The organism is Hydrogenophaga sp. (assembly GCF_050182545.1).
In the GTDB taxonomy this organism is placed as follows: Bacteria; Pseudomonadota; Gammaproteobacteria; order Burkholderiales; family Burkholderiaceae_C; genus Hydrogenophaga.
Genome location: NZ_JBFXCD010000006.1, coordinates 35,534 through 51,417 on the forward strand (window position 1 = coordinate 35,534; position 15,884 = coordinate 51,417).

Genomic DNA, 15,884 nt, shown 5'->3' on the forward strand with positions numbered 1-15,884 from the left:
ATGACCCGACAACTGATCCACACGCTGGTGAACGAGGCCAGCGCCACCTTCCGGCCCAGCGGGCGGTTCGCCTACCACTACGCGCGCGGCAAGCTGGGCTACGACACCATCTTTCACGAGGTGTTGCGCCGCGGCCTGCTGCCCGAAGGTGGGCGCTACCTCGACCTCGGCTGCGGCCAGGGCAGCTTGTTCGCCTGGCTGCTGGCCGCGCGCCGGCTGCACGAACAGGGGCACTGGCCCGCAGGCTGGGCAGCGCCGCCGCTGCCGCGCGAACTGCGAGGCGTGGAGCTGATGCACAAGGACGTGGAGCGCGCCGCGCGCGCCTTTGGCCCGCAGCACCCGGTGGTGCGGGTGGAGCAGGGCGACATGAACACGGTGAACTTCGGCCGGCCTGACGCCATCCTGATCCTGGACGCGCTGCACTACTTCAGCCACGAGCAGCAGCGCGACGTGCTCGCGCGCATCCGCGAGGCGCTGCCGCCCGGGGGCGTGTTCCTCACCCGCATCGGCGATGCGGGCGCCGGCCTGCGCTACCGCATCTGCAACGGCGTGGACCGTCTCGTCACCTACACGCGCGGTCACCGCCTGCCGCGGCTGTACTGCCGCACGCTGGCCGACTGGGTGGCCGAGCTGCAGCGCCTGGGCTTCGTGGTGGAGAGCGAACCCATGAGCGGGCACAAGCCCTTCGCCAACGTCATGCTGGTCTGCCGCGTGCCGCATTGACGATACCCCCTGCCCCTGTGCGTCGAACCCCTTCTGAGACAATGCCCGGTCCCGTTTTTCGAGCGCTGCCGTGAAGCCCCTGCTGCTGTCCGCCACCACCGCCACATCCTGCCTGGGTGTGGGGCTTGACGCCCACCGCGCTGCGCTGCGCGAAGGTCGCAGCGGCCTGCAGCCTTGCACCTTCGAGACCGTGCGGCTGCCCACCTGGGTGGGCGAGGTCGAGGGCGTGGGCGCACAGGCGCTGCCCGCCGCGCTGTCGGCCTACGAATGCCGCAACCACCGCCTGGCCCTGCTGGCGCTGCGGGCCGACGGCTTCGAGTCCCGCGTGCGCGCGGCCGTGGCGCGCCATGGCGCCGACCGGGTCGGCGTGTTCATGGGCACCAGCACCTCGGGCATCCTGCAGACCGAACTGGCCTACCGCGAGCGCGACCCGGCCACCGGCGCGCTGCCCGCCAGCTTCCACTACGCCGCCACGCACAACCCCTATTCGCTCACCGAGCTGCTGCGCGAGCACCTGGGCATCACCGGCATGGGCGCCACCATTTCCACCGCCTGTTCGTCCAGCGCCAAGGTGTTCGCCGCCGCCGCGCGCCAGATCGAGCTCGGCACGATCGACGCGGCCCTGGTCGGGGGTGTCGATTCGCTCTGCCTGACCACGCTGTACGGCTTCGCCTCGCTCGAACTCACGTCGCCCGAGCCCTGCCGCCCCGGCGACGCCGGGCGCAACGGCATCTCCATCGGCGAGGCCGCGGCCTACGCGCTGCTTGAACGCGATGGCGCGGACAGTGAGCACGCGGTGTGGCTGCTGGGCGCGGGCGAGTCCAGCGACGCGTACCACATGTCCGCACCCCACCCCGACGGCCTGGGCGCGCAGATGGCCATGCAGGCCGCGCTGCGCTCGGCCGGGCTGGGCGCCGACGCCATCGACTACATCAACCTGCACGGCACCGCCACGCCCGCCAACGACAGCGCCGAGGGAAAGGCCGTCACCGCCGTGTTCGGCCAGCGCGTGCCGTGTTCGTCCACCAAGGGCGCCACCGGCCACACCCTGGGCGCGGCCGGCGCGCTGGAGGCCGCGCTGTGCGCCATCGCACTGGCCGACGGCTTCGTGCCCGGCAGCCCCGGCACGCGCGCGCTCGACCCCGCGCTCGGCGCGCTGAACTACCAGCTGCGCGGCACGGCGGCACCGCTGCGCCACGTGCTCAGCAACTCCTTCGGCTTCGGTGGCAGCAATTGCAGCCTGGTGTTGGGGTTGCGGTCATGAGCCATGCACCGTTGACGGCCTGGATCACCGGCGTGGGCGTCATCGCCCCCGGCCTGCCCGACTGGCCCACCGCGCGCGCCGTGCTGCGCGGCGAGCAACCCTGGGTGCCCGCGCCGTCGGTGCTGCCGGCCCCGGCCATCCTGCCGCCGGCCGAGCGCCGCCGCGCCAGCCGCGTCATCAAGCTCGCGCTGGGCATCGGCCTGGAGGCCGCGGCCGGCGCCGATGTGGCGCAGCTGGCCACGGTGTTCACATCCTCGGGCGCCGACGGGCACAACTGCCATGCACTGTGCGAACAGCTCGCCACCGACGACCGCCACATCTCGCCCACGCGGTTTCACAACTCGGTGCACAACGCGCCCGCCGGCTACTGGGGCATTGCCACGAAATCCATGGCGCCCTGCCAGGTGCTGTGCGCGTTCGACGGCAGCTTTGGCGCCGGCCTGATCGACGCGCTGGCCCAGGTGGCACTGGACCAGCAACCCACGCTGCTGCTGGCCTACGACAGCGAATACCCCGAACCCCTGCACGCCACGCGGCCCGTGCCGGAATGCGCGGGCGTGGCGCTGCGGCTGGAACCCCAGGCCTCGCCTCAGGCGCTGGCGCGCATCACCGCCTGGACCACCGACGCCCCCGCGCCGCCCTGGGGCCACGCGGCGCTCGAACCCCTGCGCGGGGCCATCCCCGCACTGCGCGCACTGCCCTTGCTGGAAGCGCTGGCGCAGGGCCGCCACGGCACGCTCTGCCTGGACCACCTGCCCGGCCGGCAACTGGCGGTGCGGCTGGACGCCGGCTAAACCGCATGAGCACGAACCCGCACGCCCTGGACCACGCCTGGATCGCCGCGCGCATCCCTCACCAGGGCAGCATGTGCCTGCTCGACGCGGTGACGGACTGGTCCGGCGAGCACATCGTGTGCCGCGCCCTGGGCCACACCGACCCGGCCCACCCGCTGCGCGAGGCCGGCCGCCTGGGCGCGGCCTGCGGCATCGAGTACGCGGCCCAGGCCATGGCGGTGCACGGCGCGCTCGTGGCCGCTGCCGACGCCGCGCCGCGCCAGGGCTACCTCACCAGCGTGCGCGGCGTCACCCTGCATGTGGACCGGCTCGACGACCTGCCCGGCGCGCTCGCCGTGCGCGCCGAACGCGTCTCGGGCGATGCGAACCACGTGCTGTACCAGTTCGCACTGCACCACGGCGAGCGCTGCCTGCTCGAAGGGCGCGCGGCTGTCGTGCTGGACGCGGACGCGCTCTGACACATCGAACGAACGAACCAACCAGCGAACAGGGACCACCCCATGGAGAACCAGATCAGGCGGGCACTCGTCACCGGCGGCAGCGGCGGCATCGGCGCGGCGATCTGCCGCCGCCTGGCCGCCGACGGGCACCACGTCATCGTGCACGCCCACCGCGCGCTGGACAAGGCCAGCCTGCTCGCGCGCGAGATCCGCGACGCCGGCGGCAGCGCCCAGGCCGTGGCCTTCGACGTGACCGACCGCGAGCGCTGCGCCGCCGCGCTGGCCGCGCTGCTTGAAGCCGGCCCGGTGCAGATCGTGGTGAACAACGCCGGCATCCACGACGACGCCGTCTTCCCCGGCATGAGCGGCGAACAGTGGGACCGCGTGATGGACGTGTCCCTCAACGGCTTCTACAACGTCACGCAGCCGCTCTCGCTGCCCATGCTGCGCACGCGCTGGGGCCGCATCATCAGCATCACCTCCATCGCCGGCGTCATGGGCAACAAGGGCCAGGTGAACTACGCCGCCGCCAAGGGCGCGCTGCACGCGGCCACCAAGTCCCTCGCGCTCGAACTCGCCTCGCGCGGCATCACCGTCAACGCCGTGGCCCCTGGCATCATCGACACCGACATGAGCGCCGGCAGCTTCGACGCCGACGCCATCAAGCGCCTGGTGCCCATGCAGCGCGCCGGGCGCGCGGACGAAGTGGCCGAGCTGGTGGGCTTCCTCGCATCCGACAAGGCGGCCTACATCAGCGGGCAGGTCATGTCGATCAACGGCGGCATGTGCTGATGCCCCACGCCATGAAACGCTGTACGACACTTTTCGCGCTGTGCGGCCTCGCCTCAGGTGCCTTCGCGCAGGGCGTCACCGGCGGGCCCCTGTCGCTGGAGCAATGCGCGCTCATTGGCGCCGCTGCCGACCGCCTCAGCTGCTACGACAGGCTGGCCGGCCGGGCGCCGGCCCCCACCGAGCCAGCGGCCACGCAGCCGCTGCCGGGCACAGACGCCGAAGCGCCCTCGCTGCTCACGCAGTCGGGCGGGCGCCTGCCCCCGGAGCCCGCTGCGTCGTCACCGGCCAAGGCCAGCACCTTTCTCTCCCGCTTCTGGGAGCTCGACCCCGCCGACAAGCGCGGCGTGTTCAATTTCGTGGGCTACCAGCCCAACTACGTGCTGCCCCTGCATGTTGTTTCTCGCGTCAACCGCGCACCGCAGTCGCCTACCCAGGGCGCGGTGGCCATGCCCGACAACCGCCGCGAAGAGGCGAAGTTCCAGCTCTCGGTGCGCACCAAGCTCCTTCAGGGTGTCGGCTTCCCCGGTGCCGACCTGTGGGGCGCCTTCACCATGCAGACCATGTGGCAGGTCTACAACCACGCCGACTCACGGCCCTTTCGCAACAGCAACTACCAGCCCGAGCTGATCTACGTGGTGCCCACCGCACCGGGCCTGCGCGCCACCCTGCCTTTCGGATGGCAATGGCGCTTTACCGAACTCGGGCTGGCGCACCAGTCCAACGGGCAGTCCGATCCCCTGTCCCGCAGCTGGAACCGCGTGTACCTGGGCGCGGGCTTCGAGCGCGGCAACTGGACCTTCACCACCCGGTTGAACCACCGCCTGCGCGAGCGGCCAGAGAGCGACAACAACCCCGACCTGCTGGCCTACCGCGGCAAGGCCGAGTTCGCCCTCGGCTGGTCCAGCGGGCGGCACACCGCCATGCTGCGCCACCGCAGCACGCTGCGCAGCGGCGGCCGCGGCGGCAGTTCGCTTGAATGGACCTACCCTGTGTCCCGCGACCAGCCCAACGGCTTGCGCTGGTACGTGCAAGTCTTCAGCGGCTACGGCGAGACGCTGCTGGACTACAACTTTCGCCAGACCAGCCTGGGCGCGGGGGTGAGTTTTCTGCAGTTCTGATGGGGCTGCTGGGGGAGCGCTTGCAAGACGGATCGTGTGAGCGGGTTCGACCGCGTGCACGAGGGGGCGCCACAGCCAGCCCAACCGGCCGGCACCTCCTCAGGCGAGTGCCTGTTCGAGGCTCGCCAGGATCTTCCCCCACCCCTCGCGTGCGCGATCGGCGTAGTCTTTCCACTCGGGCTTCATCTCGGCTGTCAGCTGCAGCGTGCAGCCACCATCGATCTCGGGCGTGATCTCGATGGTCACGATGTCGAAGCTCGGTGATGCCGCCGGTATGCCGAACGTGAAGACCAGCCTGCTCGGGCGGTCGACCACCAGGTATTCCCCGGTGTGCTCGACATCGCCGTCGGGTCGCCTGTCCGTCAGCACAAACCGGCCTCCCACGCGCGGGTCGATGTCGCATCGGACCATTTCGCCGGTGTCCGTCGAAAACAGGAACTGGCGCGCCAGACGCACGTCGAGCCAGGCGTCGAACACGCGCTCGGCCGGTTGCCGAAACCGGTGATGGACTTTGACCTCGAGCATTTCTTCGCTCTTCTTCATGATCGTCGGACTCCTGAAGGTGGTTTGCGCGGACTCGCATCCTCTTCGTCGAGCAGCGCCTGAAGCCGCTGCACCCGGCCTGCCCAGAACCGCTGGCGCGACTGCAACCAGTCCGAGGCTTCGGTCAATGGCCGGGGATCCAGGCTCAGGTAGTGGTCGCGACCCGAACGCCTGCGCGCGACGAGGCCGGCACGCTCCAGCATGCGGATGTGCTTGGAGACAGAGTTCAGCGAGATGTCGAAAGGCGCCGCCACCTCGGTCACGCGGGCTTCGCCTGCGGACAGCCGTGCCAGGATCGCACGCCGGGTTTCGTCGGCAAGGGCCACGAAGACGTCATCGAGTTGGTTGGGGGACAGCGCTCTATTCATTAACCCATTGTGGTGAATGTTTAGGTCTGCGTCAACCCCATGCGACTCAACGGAGAGCGGCTGTCCAAAGATGCTCGACAGGCGGCGTGGCGTGCAAGTTCGTAGGCTTCACGGGTCTGAACCATGTACACGGCGGGGCCATCCGGTGTGGCGATGACGTCTTGCTGAACGAAGCCTGCCTTCTCGTAGCAGCGGATGGCGCGAGGGTTGTCCGGTGATGGATCGGTCTCTTCTTCCCACCAACCATCCCCGCTGCCCATGGCTGTACAGGACTGCGCGTAGCCGATGGGTTCCGCGTCTCGTTCATCGCCGGTTGGTTCGTTGATTTCATTCAAGGCTCCAGTTCAAAGGGCGGCACCACACGGCCATCGATGTCGGTGAAACCATAGATCTGCGCCAGGTCGCCCACGCGCAGCACCTGACCGCTGCGCTCCAGCACCTCGGGATCGCTGGCCAGGGCCACGATCGCACGACCGAGGTAGCGGGGTGACTCCGTGCGGGCGAGCGCTGGCCGCTCGCGCCAGCGTGCCTCGTTGGTCTGGTGGCCCGCCAGGACGAATTCGGTGCGCATCCACCCCGGGGATACGGCCACCGAGGCCACCCCATGTGGCCTCAGTTCCTGCGCCATGCCGAAGGCCAGCCGCGTCATTGCGGCTTTGGCGAGGTCGTAGAACAGGTTGCCCTGCATGAAACGGTCGCGGTCCCAGAACGTCGTGGTCACGATCAGTCCCCGACCCTGGCGCACCAGCATCGGCGCGGCCAGCCGGCTGGAGAGGAGGTGATTGCGGACGCCGCGATCGAACATCGCATCCCAGTGCACCATCGGACGCTCCCAGAACGGCGCCTGGAACACGCCATCGAAGGTCTCGTGCCCGCCCCAGGCGTTGTTGACGAGGAGATCCAGGCGACCGTGTTCGCCCTGGACGCGCTCAAAGAGCGCCTTGACCTGATCTTCATCCGCATGGTCGCAGGCGACGGCAATGCCCTGTCCACCGGCGCGCGTCACTTCTTCGGCCGTCTCGTCGATGCTGCCCGGCACCCGGTCCAGGTTCGACAACGCCGTGATCTGCGCATACCCCGGTGCAGGCTGTTCGCGCCGACTGCGTCCGGTCACGTACACGGTGGCGCCGGCAGCGCCCAGTTCTGTCGCGCATCCGCGACCTGCGCCCCGGCTGGCACCCGTTACAACGGCGATGCAATTGGTGAGGGTCTTCATGGGCACCTTGGAAAGGGATTTGGTTGGCCCGAGACCTTAGCCGGTGCTGCCGTGGGTTGTATTGGAAGAATCCGAAACGACACGCTGCAGGAGCTGCTGCGGCGTCAGGCCGCACAGGGCGCGAAATTCGTTGATCAGGTGCGACTGGTCGTAGTACCCGGCGCACAGCGCGATTTCCGCCCATTGGGGCGTCTGGGCGGCCCGCAACAGGCGAAGCGTTCCGTGAAGGCGTTGCAGGCGGCGCCAGACGCTGGGTGCCAGGCCGACGTGCGAGGCGAACAGCTGCTGCACGCGCCGTTCGCTGAGGTTCAGCTCGGCGGCCAGTTCCCGCACGGAGGTGCGGCCCATCCTGGCGCTCAGGCGCCGCGCCACGTGCTCCACCAGGTGGCGGGAAGGGTCCGAGGGGCGCTGCAATGCCTGCAGCGACTGCAGGATGTGCCGAACGCGCGCAAGGTCGTTGGCCTGCGCGGCCATTTGCTCGGGCAGGTCGCGATGCGCCTTGGGGACGATGTCCTCCCATTGCACCGCGAGCCCCGTCAGCGCGCTGGCTGGAACGCCAAACAGCCCCAGTGTCGCCCCGGCGTGCAGCGTGATCGAGAGCCCGTGCATGTGCCCACCCATCCTGAGCAGGACGGGATCGGCTCTCGCGCCAGCGACGTGCAGGGATGCCACGCCGCGATGCAGAACGATGAGGAGACGGGCCGCTCCGTCGGGCAGCACGCGCTCGACGATCTCGTGACCGGGCGCGAACCGCTCCTCGTAGGCCGTGACATGGGCCACCGCCGAACGCAGGGAGGCCGGTACGGCGAACTCCGTCAGCGTGCTCGCCGGGACCGTGGTCACTGGAGCGCACGATGGGTCGTCTGGCAGTCGAATGAATAGGCGTTCAGGCATCCGCGGCTCGGTCACTGCACAAAGTATGGCGGATCGGGCGGCCGGCTGAAGCGGTCCTTCGTGCCCTCGACCTCGAGTGGCGCTGACCAGCCTGCAGCAGTCACCCCGATTCCGCCGCCCCCACGCGGAAATTCACCCCCTCACCCGCCGCCACACCAGCACCGGCAGCCGCAACACAAACCCCACGAGCAGCCGCGTGTGCATCCACGTCAGCAGGGCGTTGTCGCGCAGGTATTTGAAGTGCGACACGCCGCCTTCTTCGGGGGAGAAGTAGCGCACCGGGGCGTCGATATTGATCGGGCGCACGCCGGCCCAGCACAGGCGCACGACAGCTTCGGGGTCGAAGTCGAAGCGGCGCATGAAGCGGGTGCCGTGCATCACGCGCATCAGCGCGGCGATGGGGTAGACGCGGAAGCCATAGAGCGAGTCGCCAATGCCCATGCCCAGGGTTTCCAGGTTGGCCCAGCCGTTGGAGACCTTGCGCCCGTTCACGCGCAGCGCGGGCGCTTCGGGGCCGAACACGGGTTTGCCCAGCACCATGGCGTCGGGCGCGGCCTGTGAGGCGGCCATGAACGTGGGGATCAGGGTCTCGGGATGCTGGCCGTCGGAGTCCATGGTCAGCGCGTGGCTGAAGCCGGCCTGCGCGGCCTGGGTGATGCCTTCGAGCACGGCCGCGCCCTTGCCGCGGTTGATGGGCTGCACGATGACGCGCAGGCCGGGGTCGGTGGCGGCTTCGGCCTGCAGCCACTCGGCGCTGCCGTCGGTGCTGCCGTCGACCACCACCCACACCGGCGTCCATTGGGCGCGCGCGGCGCGCACCGTCTCCAGCACCTTGCGGCCCGGGTTGTAGCTGGGGATGAGCACCAGGTGCGTGGTGCTGGCGGCGGCGGCTGCAGGCTGCTGGGGCATGGGCGGGCGTGTCGTCAGGCCGCGGCGGCCGTGGCGGGTGGGGTGGCGGGGCCGACGAGCTCGTGGCGGAAGTAGTTTTCCAGTTCGGTGGTGAAGTCGCGCGCGTTGCGCGGTGCTTCGAAGCGGCGGCCGAGGCGGATGGTACAGGTCAGGGGCAGGTGCGGGCGGCGCCACAGGGGCCAGCCCTTGCCCAGGTAGGGGCTGGAGAATTCGACGATCAGCGTCTGCACCGGCACGCGCGAGCGCGCGGCGATCATCGCGGTGGATCGCAGCAGCGGGTTGAGCCGGTTGGCCGGGTAGTCCCGCGTGCGCGTGCCTTCTGGAAAGATCACCACCTGCGCGCCCTGGCGCAGTTCGGCGCGGCAGCGCAGCACCACGCTCACCAGGTTGTCGTTGCGCACGTAGCGCGCCATGCGCGCGCCGGCGCCGAACAGCGGGTTGTCCATCAGCTCGGCCTTCATCACGCACACGGCGTTGGGCAGGCGCGAGGTGATGAGCACGGCGTCGAGCAGGCTGGGGTGGTTGGCGGCAATCACCATGGGGCCCTGGTCGCGCAGCGCGTCCAGTGCCGAGAGGTCGAAGCGGCAGGCGCAGACCGTGCGCAGGATGCCCACATACAAGCGGAAGCCGCGCATGATGGCCTGCCGCCCGAGCCGGCGGCCGACGCGCTGGGGCAGCACCGGGTACAGCAGCAGCGCCAGCGGCGACCAGCTCAGGCAGACCACGGCCAGCGCGCTCAGGCCCACCACCATGGCGACGTGCTCGTACAGGCCCCACAACAGGGACGTCCCGGGGCGGGCGCGGGCGTTCATGCCGGGGGCAGCGGCTGGATGCCCTGCGATTCGACTTCCACCAGCAGGTCGGCGCGGCAGATGTCGGCCTGCACGCAGACCAGCGGCGCACCCCCCAGCAGCGGCTGCAGCGTGCGCCGCACGGTGTCGGCATCGGCCGCGTGGCGCACATAGGCGCGGTGGCTCAGGCCGGCCAGTGCGAACGGCCGCGCCGAGCGCGCGGCGCGGTTGGCCTGCTCGACCATGGCGTCGAGGTTGCGCACGGTCTCGCGGCATTGCGCGGCCACGTCGCCCGCGTGCAGCGTTTCGTGGCCGACGATGCTGGCCGTGCCGGAGATGAACAGCGCCTCCTGCCCCGGTGGGTGGGCCAGTGCCGCGCGCGAGAAGGTGGGTGCGCGCGGACCGTACTGCGCGGGGTAGCGCCAGGCGCTGACCTGGCGCGGGTTCTCCAGCGGCACCAGGGGCGTGCCGCCGGCCAGGAAGGCCACCGACAGCGGGCCGCTTTCCACGCCGATGGCGCAGGCCGCCGGCACCTGGCCGCCAGTCTCGCGCTGCGCCTGCACGAAGGCGGCGTGGCGGCCGAGGTTGAACTGGCGGTAGCGCTCCAGGCCGTGGCTCTCGTCGTTGATGCGCGCGAGGTAGTTCCAGACCCGCCACAGCTGCGGCAGGCGCTGCGCGCGCAGCAGGTCGAACAGGCGTTCGTACAGCACGCGGCTGGTGGCCTGCAGCGGCGTTTCGTCCGCGCGCGCGGGTGCAGCGCTGCCTTCGTCGAGCTCGATCACGCCGAACAGCAGGTGCGCGGTGCGCCGCCAGTGGATGCCCTGGCTGCGACCCTCCTGCACGGCGCCGTCGGCCCGCCAGCATTCCTGCAGCGGCGCCGCGCCCTCGCCGCCGAGCAGGCGCGCGCGCAGCGGCTGGCAGGGCCAGGCCACCGTGGGTGGGGCCGGCCGGATGTTGCCGATGAGGGTGCCACCCAGCGTGTCGCCGCGGGCGCTGTCGTCCGTGGAGGTCCGGGTGTCGTGCCGCAGGCTCACGATGGATGGGCCAGCGCGGCCTCGTCGGCCGGGCGGACGTTGTGGCGGCGCCGGCGCCAGGCGGCGAAGGCGCGGCGTGGCTGCGCGAGGTTGGCGGCGTAGTACAGCAGCTTGAAGGCCAGCAGCGAACGCCCGATGGGCGCGCCGCCGTACACGTCGCCGGCCAGCGTGGAGAGCAGGGCCTCCTTCACGCGGAAGATGTTGCGCGGGCCCATGAAGAAGTCCCGCATGATGGGGTTGGTCACGCGGTAGATGAACCACGAGAACGCGCGCGGGCCGTGGCGGCTCTGGCGGTCGAAGTGCCGCAGCGCGGCGCGCGCCTTGTGGGGCTGGCGCAGGCAGGTGTCGATGGTCTGCGCGCCCAGTTCGCCCCCGCTCATGGCCAGCCACACACCCGAGGAAAACACCGGGTCGATGAAGGTGTAGGCGTCGCCCAGCATCAGGTAGTTCTCGCCATGGTTGCGCTGCGCGGCGTAAGAGAAGTTGCCGGTGGCCTCCACCGGCGTGGTCAGCGTGGCCTCGCGCAGGCGTTCGGCCAGGCCGGCGCAGGTGGCCACGTTGTCCATCAGGAACTGCTGCACGCTGCGGCCCTGGCGGGTCTTCATGTGGTACGGCCAGGTGACCATGCCCACGCTGGTGGTGCCGCCGGTGAGCGGGATGAACCAGAACCAGCCGTGATCGAACCAGAAGATGGTGATGTTGCCTTCGGCCTCGCCGGTGTTGCGCCGGGCGTTGGCGAAGTGGCCGTACACCGCCGCGCTGTTGTGGCGTGGGTTGCGTTCCTTGATCTTGAAGCGCGAGGCGAGGAAGGTGTCGCGCCCGGAGGCGTCCACGAGAAACTTCGCGTCCCACACGGCTTCGCGACCGTCGTCGTGCCGGGCGTGCACGCGCACGGTCTGGTCGGGCAGGAATTCCACCGAACGGGCCTGGCAGCCTTCGTGCACTTCGGCGCCCTGGCGCTGCGCATTGCGGATCAGGATCTCGTCGAACTCGGCGCGCCGCACCTGGTAGGCGTAGGGCATGGACTTGTCCCAGGCGTCGGCGAACTCGAAGGTCTGGGTGTGGTCGTGGTGCGGCGAGACGAATTCGGCGCCCGGCTTGTACTGGCCGATGGCGCGCACCTCCTCGGCCACGCCCAGGCGTTCGAGCAGGGGCAGATTGGCCGGCAGCAGCGATTCGCCGATGTGAAAGCGGGGGTGGTGCGCCTTCTCCAGCAGCACGACGTGGTGCCCCTTCTGCGCGAGCAGGGGCGCCACGGTGGAGCCGGCGGGGCCGCCGCCGATCACGAGAACGTCACAGTGATGGCGTTCGGTTCCCTGGGAGTGTTGTTGCATGTGATCGCGCCCGGGGCCGCCGGAGTGCGCGGGCCCGCAGCGTCGGTGTGTGGACGGTCGAAAAATTGTACCGAGCGTACACCGCCGCCTGTAAGCAGACGTGCCGCCAGCGCGCGTGTCGGACGCGTCCTACAGACCCAGCAGTTCCTTGAGGCCGGGCGCGCGTGCCTCGCTCTGCAGGCAGACGTTGCGTTCAAGCACCTGCAGGTGTTCGTCCATGAGCCGCACCGCGCCGTCGACGTCGCCGCGTTCGATGCACCGCACGATCGCCTCGTGCTCGTCGTGCTCGCAGCAGGCGTTGCCCGGCGGCTCGTACAGCGCCACGATGAGCGAGCAGCGCGAGACCATCTCCACCAGGTAGCGCTGCAGGATGGGGTTGCGCCCGAGCTCGCCGAGCTTCAGGTGGAAGCTGCTGGCCAGGCGCGCCCAGGCGGGCTGGTCGAAGCGGTGCATGGCCTCCTGCTCGGCCTTGAGCTGCGCGCGCAGGGCCTTGAGGTCGGCGCGGGTCACGTGGGCCACGGCCAGCCGCACCAGCGCGGCCTCCAGGCCCCGCCGCGCCTCGAAGATCTGGCGCGTTTCCTCCGGCGTGGGCACGGCCACGATGGCGCCGCGGTTGGGCCGCAGCTGAACGATGTGGTCGTGCGCGAGGCGCTGCAGGGCCTGGCGCACGGTGGAGCGGCTGGCGTCGAACAGCTCGCACAGGGCGGCCTCGGGCAGCTTGGTGCCGGGAGCCAGGCGCTGGCCCATCACGCTGTCGAACACCGCCTGGTAGATGCGGTCTTCGGCGCTGTCGCCGCGCGCGCCGGGCGAGAGCGCGCCGCCCGGCAGGGGCACGCCGGCACTGGCAGAGCCACTGGCCGGACGGGCCCGGGCGGGGGTGGCGCGGTGCGCGGGGGCGGCGGGCTTTTTGGGTGGGCGCGGCATGGGGCGGGGCGGGGTCGAATTCAGTGCGGCATAGCTTGCCACAGCCGCACCGCCAGGCTGATCAGGGCGCGGTCGCTGCCGGCCGGGCCCAGCAGCGAGATGCCCAGCGGCACGCCGCTGGCACTGCGCAGCGGCAGGCTGACCTGCGGCAGGCCCGCCAGCCCGGCAATGCAGGTGATGCGCAGCGTGCGCACGCGCACCCCGTCCACCTCCAGCGGGTCGGCCTCGCGCAGCGGCGCCAGGCTGGCGGCGGATGGCAGAACGGCCACGCCGTCTTCACCGAGCCAGCCGCGCACCCGCTCGCGGATGCCGGCGGCGCGTTCGCGCGCGGCGGCCGCGTCTTCGGCCTTGACGGTGCTGGCAAAGCGCCAGCGCGCGGCGATGGGGGTGGCGAACTCGGGCGTGTGGCTGTCGATCCAGGCGCCGTGCGTCTGCCAGCCATCGAAGGCCGAGGCGGTCACGTAGGTCTGGCGCCAGGCGTCCAGGCCGTCGGGCGCGGCGGCCTGCAGCGCCTGCACCGGTGCGCCCAGCAACTGAGCCAGGGTGTCGCGCGCGCGCGCCAGCAGGGGCTGGAACGCCGGGTCGGCTTCGGCCCAGGCGTCGCTGGCCTCGATCACGCGCGTGGGCGCGAAGTTGGACGGGGGCAGCAGCACGGCAGCGACGCGCTCGAAGGTGCGGGCCTCGTGCGCGAGCCAGGTGGGCGTGTCGAACAGCGGGTGCAGCGGCACCAGGCCCTGCTGCGACAGCAAGCCGTGCGTGCTGCGCAGGCCCCACAGGCCGCAGTAGCTCGCGGGCACGCGGGTGGAGCCACCGGTGTCGGTGCCGAGCGCGAAGTCCACCAGCCGCGCGGCCACCACGGCGGCAGAGCCGCTGGAGGAGCCCCCCGTCACGCGATCGGGCGCAGCGCTGTTGAGCGGCGTGCCGTAGTGGATGTTGTCGCCGTGGATGCTGTAGGCGAGCTCGTCCGTGAGCACCTTGCCGGCCAGCGTGGCACCGGCGTCGAGCAGGGCGTCCACCAGCGGGCTGCTGGCCGTGGGCACGGGGTGGCTGGCCAGCCAGGCCGGGTTGCCGGCACCGGTGGGCTGGCCCGCGACATCGAACACGTCCTTGGCGGCGAAGTGCAGGTCGGCCAGCGGGCCCTGTGCGCGCCCGGGCCGCAGAAAGCGCCCGTGCGGCACCCAGGCGCCGACGGTGTCGGTGATGGGCAGGGGCAGGTCGGTGGGGGTGTTCGTCATGGTGCCTCCCGGGCAAGCTGTTGTTGTTCGGCGGCTTCGCAGATGGCGCCGGGCGTGGTGAACCAGATCGCGCCCGCATCGCGCGCGCGCGCCAGGTGTTCGAGCGCGCGCCGCAGGTGGCGCAGGCGGTAGGGCTGGCCCACGATGTAGGGGTGCAGCGCCAGGCCCATCACCAGGGGCTGGCGTGCCGCCTGCATCTGCATCTCGTCGAAGTTGTCCACGATCATCTGCGCGAAATCCTTTGCGTCCATCTGGCGCGCCACGATCATGGGGATGTCGTTGAGCTCTTGCGGGTAGGGCACGCTCCACAGGCGCTGCCCGCTGCGCGTGTGCATCGGCACGGGCTGGTCGTCGTGGCACCAGTTGAGGGTGTAGCGGTAGCCGGTCTCGGCCAGCAGGTCGGGCGTGAGCGCGCTCTCGGAGATCCAGGGCGAGAGCCAGCCGGTGGGGGTGGTGCCGCTGTGCCGCGCGATGCGCTCGCGGCACAGCGTGAGCAGGCGGGCTTCGTCCGCTTCGCTCAGGCCGCCCTGGCGCTCGGCGTTGGTGTGGCCATGGCCCACCAGCTCGTCGCCGCGCGCGGCGCAGGCGGCGATGAGTTCCGGGCAGTGGTCGTACAGCGCGGTGTTGAGCAACGTGGCGCAGGGCAGGCCGAGCTGGTCGAACAGCTCGATGCAGCGCCAGGCGCCGACGCGGTTGCCGTACTCGCGCCAGCTCGCGTTGAGCACGTCGGGCTGCGGCGAGACCGGGCCGATGTTCGCGCCCATGCCTTCGCCGAAGGCGAAGTGTTCGAGGTTGAAGCCGAGGTAGACCGCCAGCCGCGCGCCGTTGGGCCAGACGTGGTCGGCCCGGCGCGTGATCGGCTGGTAGGCGAAGCGGCCATGGTGCGGCAGGGCACCGTCGTAGATCAATGCGGTGTTCATCGGTGCGTCACAGTGTGGCCAGGCCGGCGCGTGCCATCAGCCATTCGGCGCTGTCGTTCCACACGTCCATCTGCGTGATCAGGCCGTGGTTCACGACATAGCGGTCCACATAGCGGTTGCCTTCGAAGGGCGTGCCGTCGGGCCAGGCGCCATACAGCGTGCCCAGGCTGTAGACCACGGTTTCTTCCGGCGTGCCGCCGGCCACCACTTCCGTGCGCTCGATGCGCTTCTTCACCCAGGCGTAGCGGCTGGCGTTGAAGGCCGCGCACTCGGCCGGTGCGCTCATGGCGCGGCCACCGGTGAAGCGGATGCGCAGGCCGGGCGCGACGAAACGTATCGCGCCCGCCGGGTCCGGGATCATCAGGATGCGCAGGTATTCGTCAACGACGGCGGCCGGCTCCAGGCCGTGGTCGGCGCACTGTTCTGGCGATTCGCTCAAGGGTTCTCTCCTGTGGGGCACCGCTTCGGGGCGCGGGGTGGCCCTGTGCGGTGCATGTCGAGTTTGTGAGCAAACCGTGTGCCACATGATCAACAAACTGGCTAATAGTATGTTGACAATCTGAAAACCGGTTTGTCAACGCTGGC

Annotated in this window: 18 protein-coding genes and 1 pseudogene; 6 read left to right on the top strand and 13 right to left on the bottom strand. The window is 70.6% G+C overall.

Translation table 11 applies throughout. From position 1 onward, the window contains the following. The 6 genes from AB7P10_RS08280 to AB7P10_RS08305 all read left to right on the top strand — a co-directional run bounded on the left by AB7P10_RS08280 (position 1) and on the right by AB7P10_RS08305 (position 5,131). On the top strand, positions 1 to 723 hold the full coding sequence (locus tag AB7P10_RS08280; RefSeq protein WP_428293372.1) for an SAM-dependent methyltransferase: 723 nt from the start codon (positions 1 to 3) through the stop codon (positions 721 to 723). Between the two features lie 70 nt (positions 724 to 793). Beyond that, on the top strand, positions 794 to 1,987 hold the full coding sequence (locus tag AB7P10_RS08285; RefSeq protein WP_428293373.1) for a beta-ketoacyl-[acyl-carrier-protein] synthase family protein: 1,194 nt from the start codon (positions 794 to 796) through the stop codon (positions 1,985 to 1,987). Next, positions 1,984 to 2,781 carry a beta-ketoacyl synthase chain length factor gene (locus AB7P10_RS08290; RefSeq protein WP_428293374.1) on the top strand — a complete coding sequence of 266 codons (798 nt, stop codon included), beginning with the start codon at positions 1,984 to 1,986 and terminating at the stop codon, positions 2,779 to 2,781. Before AB7P10_RS08285 ends, AB7P10_RS08290 begins: the two co-directional genes overlap by 4 nt. 5 nt (positions 2,782 to 2,786) lie before the next feature. Next, entirely contained in the window at positions 2,787 to 3,239 is a 453-nt protein-coding gene (locus AB7P10_RS08295) for a 3-hydroxylacyl-ACP dehydratase (RefSeq protein WP_428293375.1), read from the top strand. A gap of 42 nt (positions 3,240 to 3,281) precedes the next feature. Continuing rightward, positions 3,282 to 4,013, top strand: a complete 732-nt coding sequence (fabG, locus tag AB7P10_RS08300) for a 3-oxoacyl-ACP reductase FabG (protein ID WP_428293376.1) — start codon at positions 3,282 to 3,284, stop codon at positions 4,011 to 4,013. 11 nt (positions 4,014 to 4,024) lie between these two features. Further along, complete coding sequence (locus AB7P10_RS08305; RefSeq protein WP_428293377.1) at positions 4,025 to 5,131, top strand: phospholipase A; 1,107 nt, start codon at positions 4,025 to 4,027, stop codon at positions 5,129 to 5,131. A 99-nt stretch (positions 5,132 to 5,230) separates the two neighbouring features. Here AB7P10_RS08305 and AB7P10_RS08310 read toward each other — a convergent pair whose 3' ends face one another. The 13 genes and pseudogenes from AB7P10_RS08310 to AB7P10_RS08370 all read right to left on the bottom strand — a co-directional run bounded on the left by AB7P10_RS08310 (position 5,231) and on the right by AB7P10_RS08370 (position 15,660). Further along, entirely contained in the window at positions 5,231 to 5,674 is a 444-nt protein-coding gene (locus AB7P10_RS08310; protein WP_428293378.1) for an SRPBCC family protein, read from the bottom strand. Then, positions 5,671 to 6,042 (bottom strand): ArsR/SmtB family transcription factor, encoded by a 372-nt coding sequence (locus AB7P10_RS08315; protein WP_428293379.1) that lies wholly within the window; start codon positions 6,040 to 6,042, stop codon positions 5,671 to 5,673. Before AB7P10_RS08315 ends, AB7P10_RS08310 begins: the two co-directional genes overlap by 4 nt. A gap of 20 nt (positions 6,043 to 6,062) precedes the next feature. Further along, positions 6,063 to 6,341, bottom strand: a pseudogene (locus tag AB7P10_RS08320) (hypothetical protein); the annotation flags it as partial. Between the two features lie 32 nt (positions 6,342 to 6,373). Beyond that, on the bottom strand, positions 6,374 to 7,258 hold the full coding sequence (locus tag AB7P10_RS08325; RefSeq protein ID WP_428293380.1) for an SDR family oxidoreductase: 885 nt from the start codon (positions 7,256 to 7,258) through the stop codon (positions 6,374 to 6,376). 36 nt (positions 7,259 to 7,294) lie between these two features. Continuing rightward, positions 7,295 to 8,101, bottom strand: coding sequence for a helix-turn-helix domain-containing protein (locus AB7P10_RS08330; RefSeq protein ID WP_428293381.1), 807 nt, complete (start codon positions 8,099 to 8,101; stop codon positions 7,295 to 7,297). Positions 8,102 to 8,284: 183 nt separating this feature from the next. Then, complete coding sequence (locus tag AB7P10_RS08335; RefSeq protein ID WP_428293382.1) at positions 8,285 to 9,061, bottom strand: glycosyltransferase family 2 protein; 777 nt, start codon at positions 9,059 to 9,061, stop codon at positions 8,285 to 8,287. A gap of 14 nt (positions 9,062 to 9,075) precedes the next feature. Continuing rightward, a complete protein-coding gene (locus AB7P10_RS08340; protein WP_428293383.1) occupies positions 9,076 to 9,873 on the bottom strand; it encodes a lysophospholipid acyltransferase family protein in 798 nt (265 codons plus the stop codon). Further along, entirely contained in the window at positions 9,870 to 10,886 is a 1,017-nt protein-coding gene (locus tag AB7P10_RS08345; RefSeq protein WP_428293384.1) for a hypothetical protein, read from the bottom strand. The genes AB7P10_RS08340 and AB7P10_RS08345 overlap by 4 nt, the downstream gene beginning before the upstream one ends. After that, positions 10,883 to 12,220 (bottom strand): NAD(P)/FAD-dependent oxidoreductase, encoded by a 1,338-nt coding sequence (locus tag AB7P10_RS08350; RefSeq protein WP_428293385.1) that lies wholly within the window; start codon positions 12,218 to 12,220, stop codon positions 10,883 to 10,885. The genes AB7P10_RS08345 and AB7P10_RS08350 overlap by 4 nt, the downstream gene beginning before the upstream one ends. Before the next feature lie 129 nt (positions 12,221 to 12,349). Continuing rightward, a complete protein-coding gene (locus tag AB7P10_RS08355) occupies positions 12,350 to 13,144 on the bottom strand; it encodes a GntR family transcriptional regulator (protein WP_428293386.1) in 795 nt (264 codons plus the stop codon). A gap of 20 nt (positions 13,145 to 13,164) precedes the next feature. Next, positions 13,165 to 14,379, bottom strand: coding sequence for an amidase (locus AB7P10_RS08360; protein ID WP_428293387.1), 1,215 nt, complete (start codon positions 14,377 to 14,379; stop codon positions 13,165 to 13,167). Then, positions 14,376 to 15,299, bottom strand: coding sequence for a polysaccharide deacetylase family protein (locus tag AB7P10_RS08365; protein WP_428293388.1), 924 nt, complete (start codon positions 15,297 to 15,299; stop codon positions 14,376 to 14,378). The genes AB7P10_RS08360 and AB7P10_RS08365 overlap by 4 nt, the downstream gene beginning before the upstream one ends. Before the next feature lie 7 nt (positions 15,300 to 15,306). After that, the gene (locus tag AB7P10_RS08370; RefSeq protein ID WP_428293559.1) at positions 15,307 to 15,660 is read right to left on the bottom strand and encodes a nuclear transport factor 2 family protein; all 354 of its coding nucleotides are present in this window, start codon (positions 15,658 to 15,660) and stop codon (positions 15,307 to 15,309) included. Between the last annotated feature and the right edge of the window lie 224 nt (positions 15,661 to 15,884).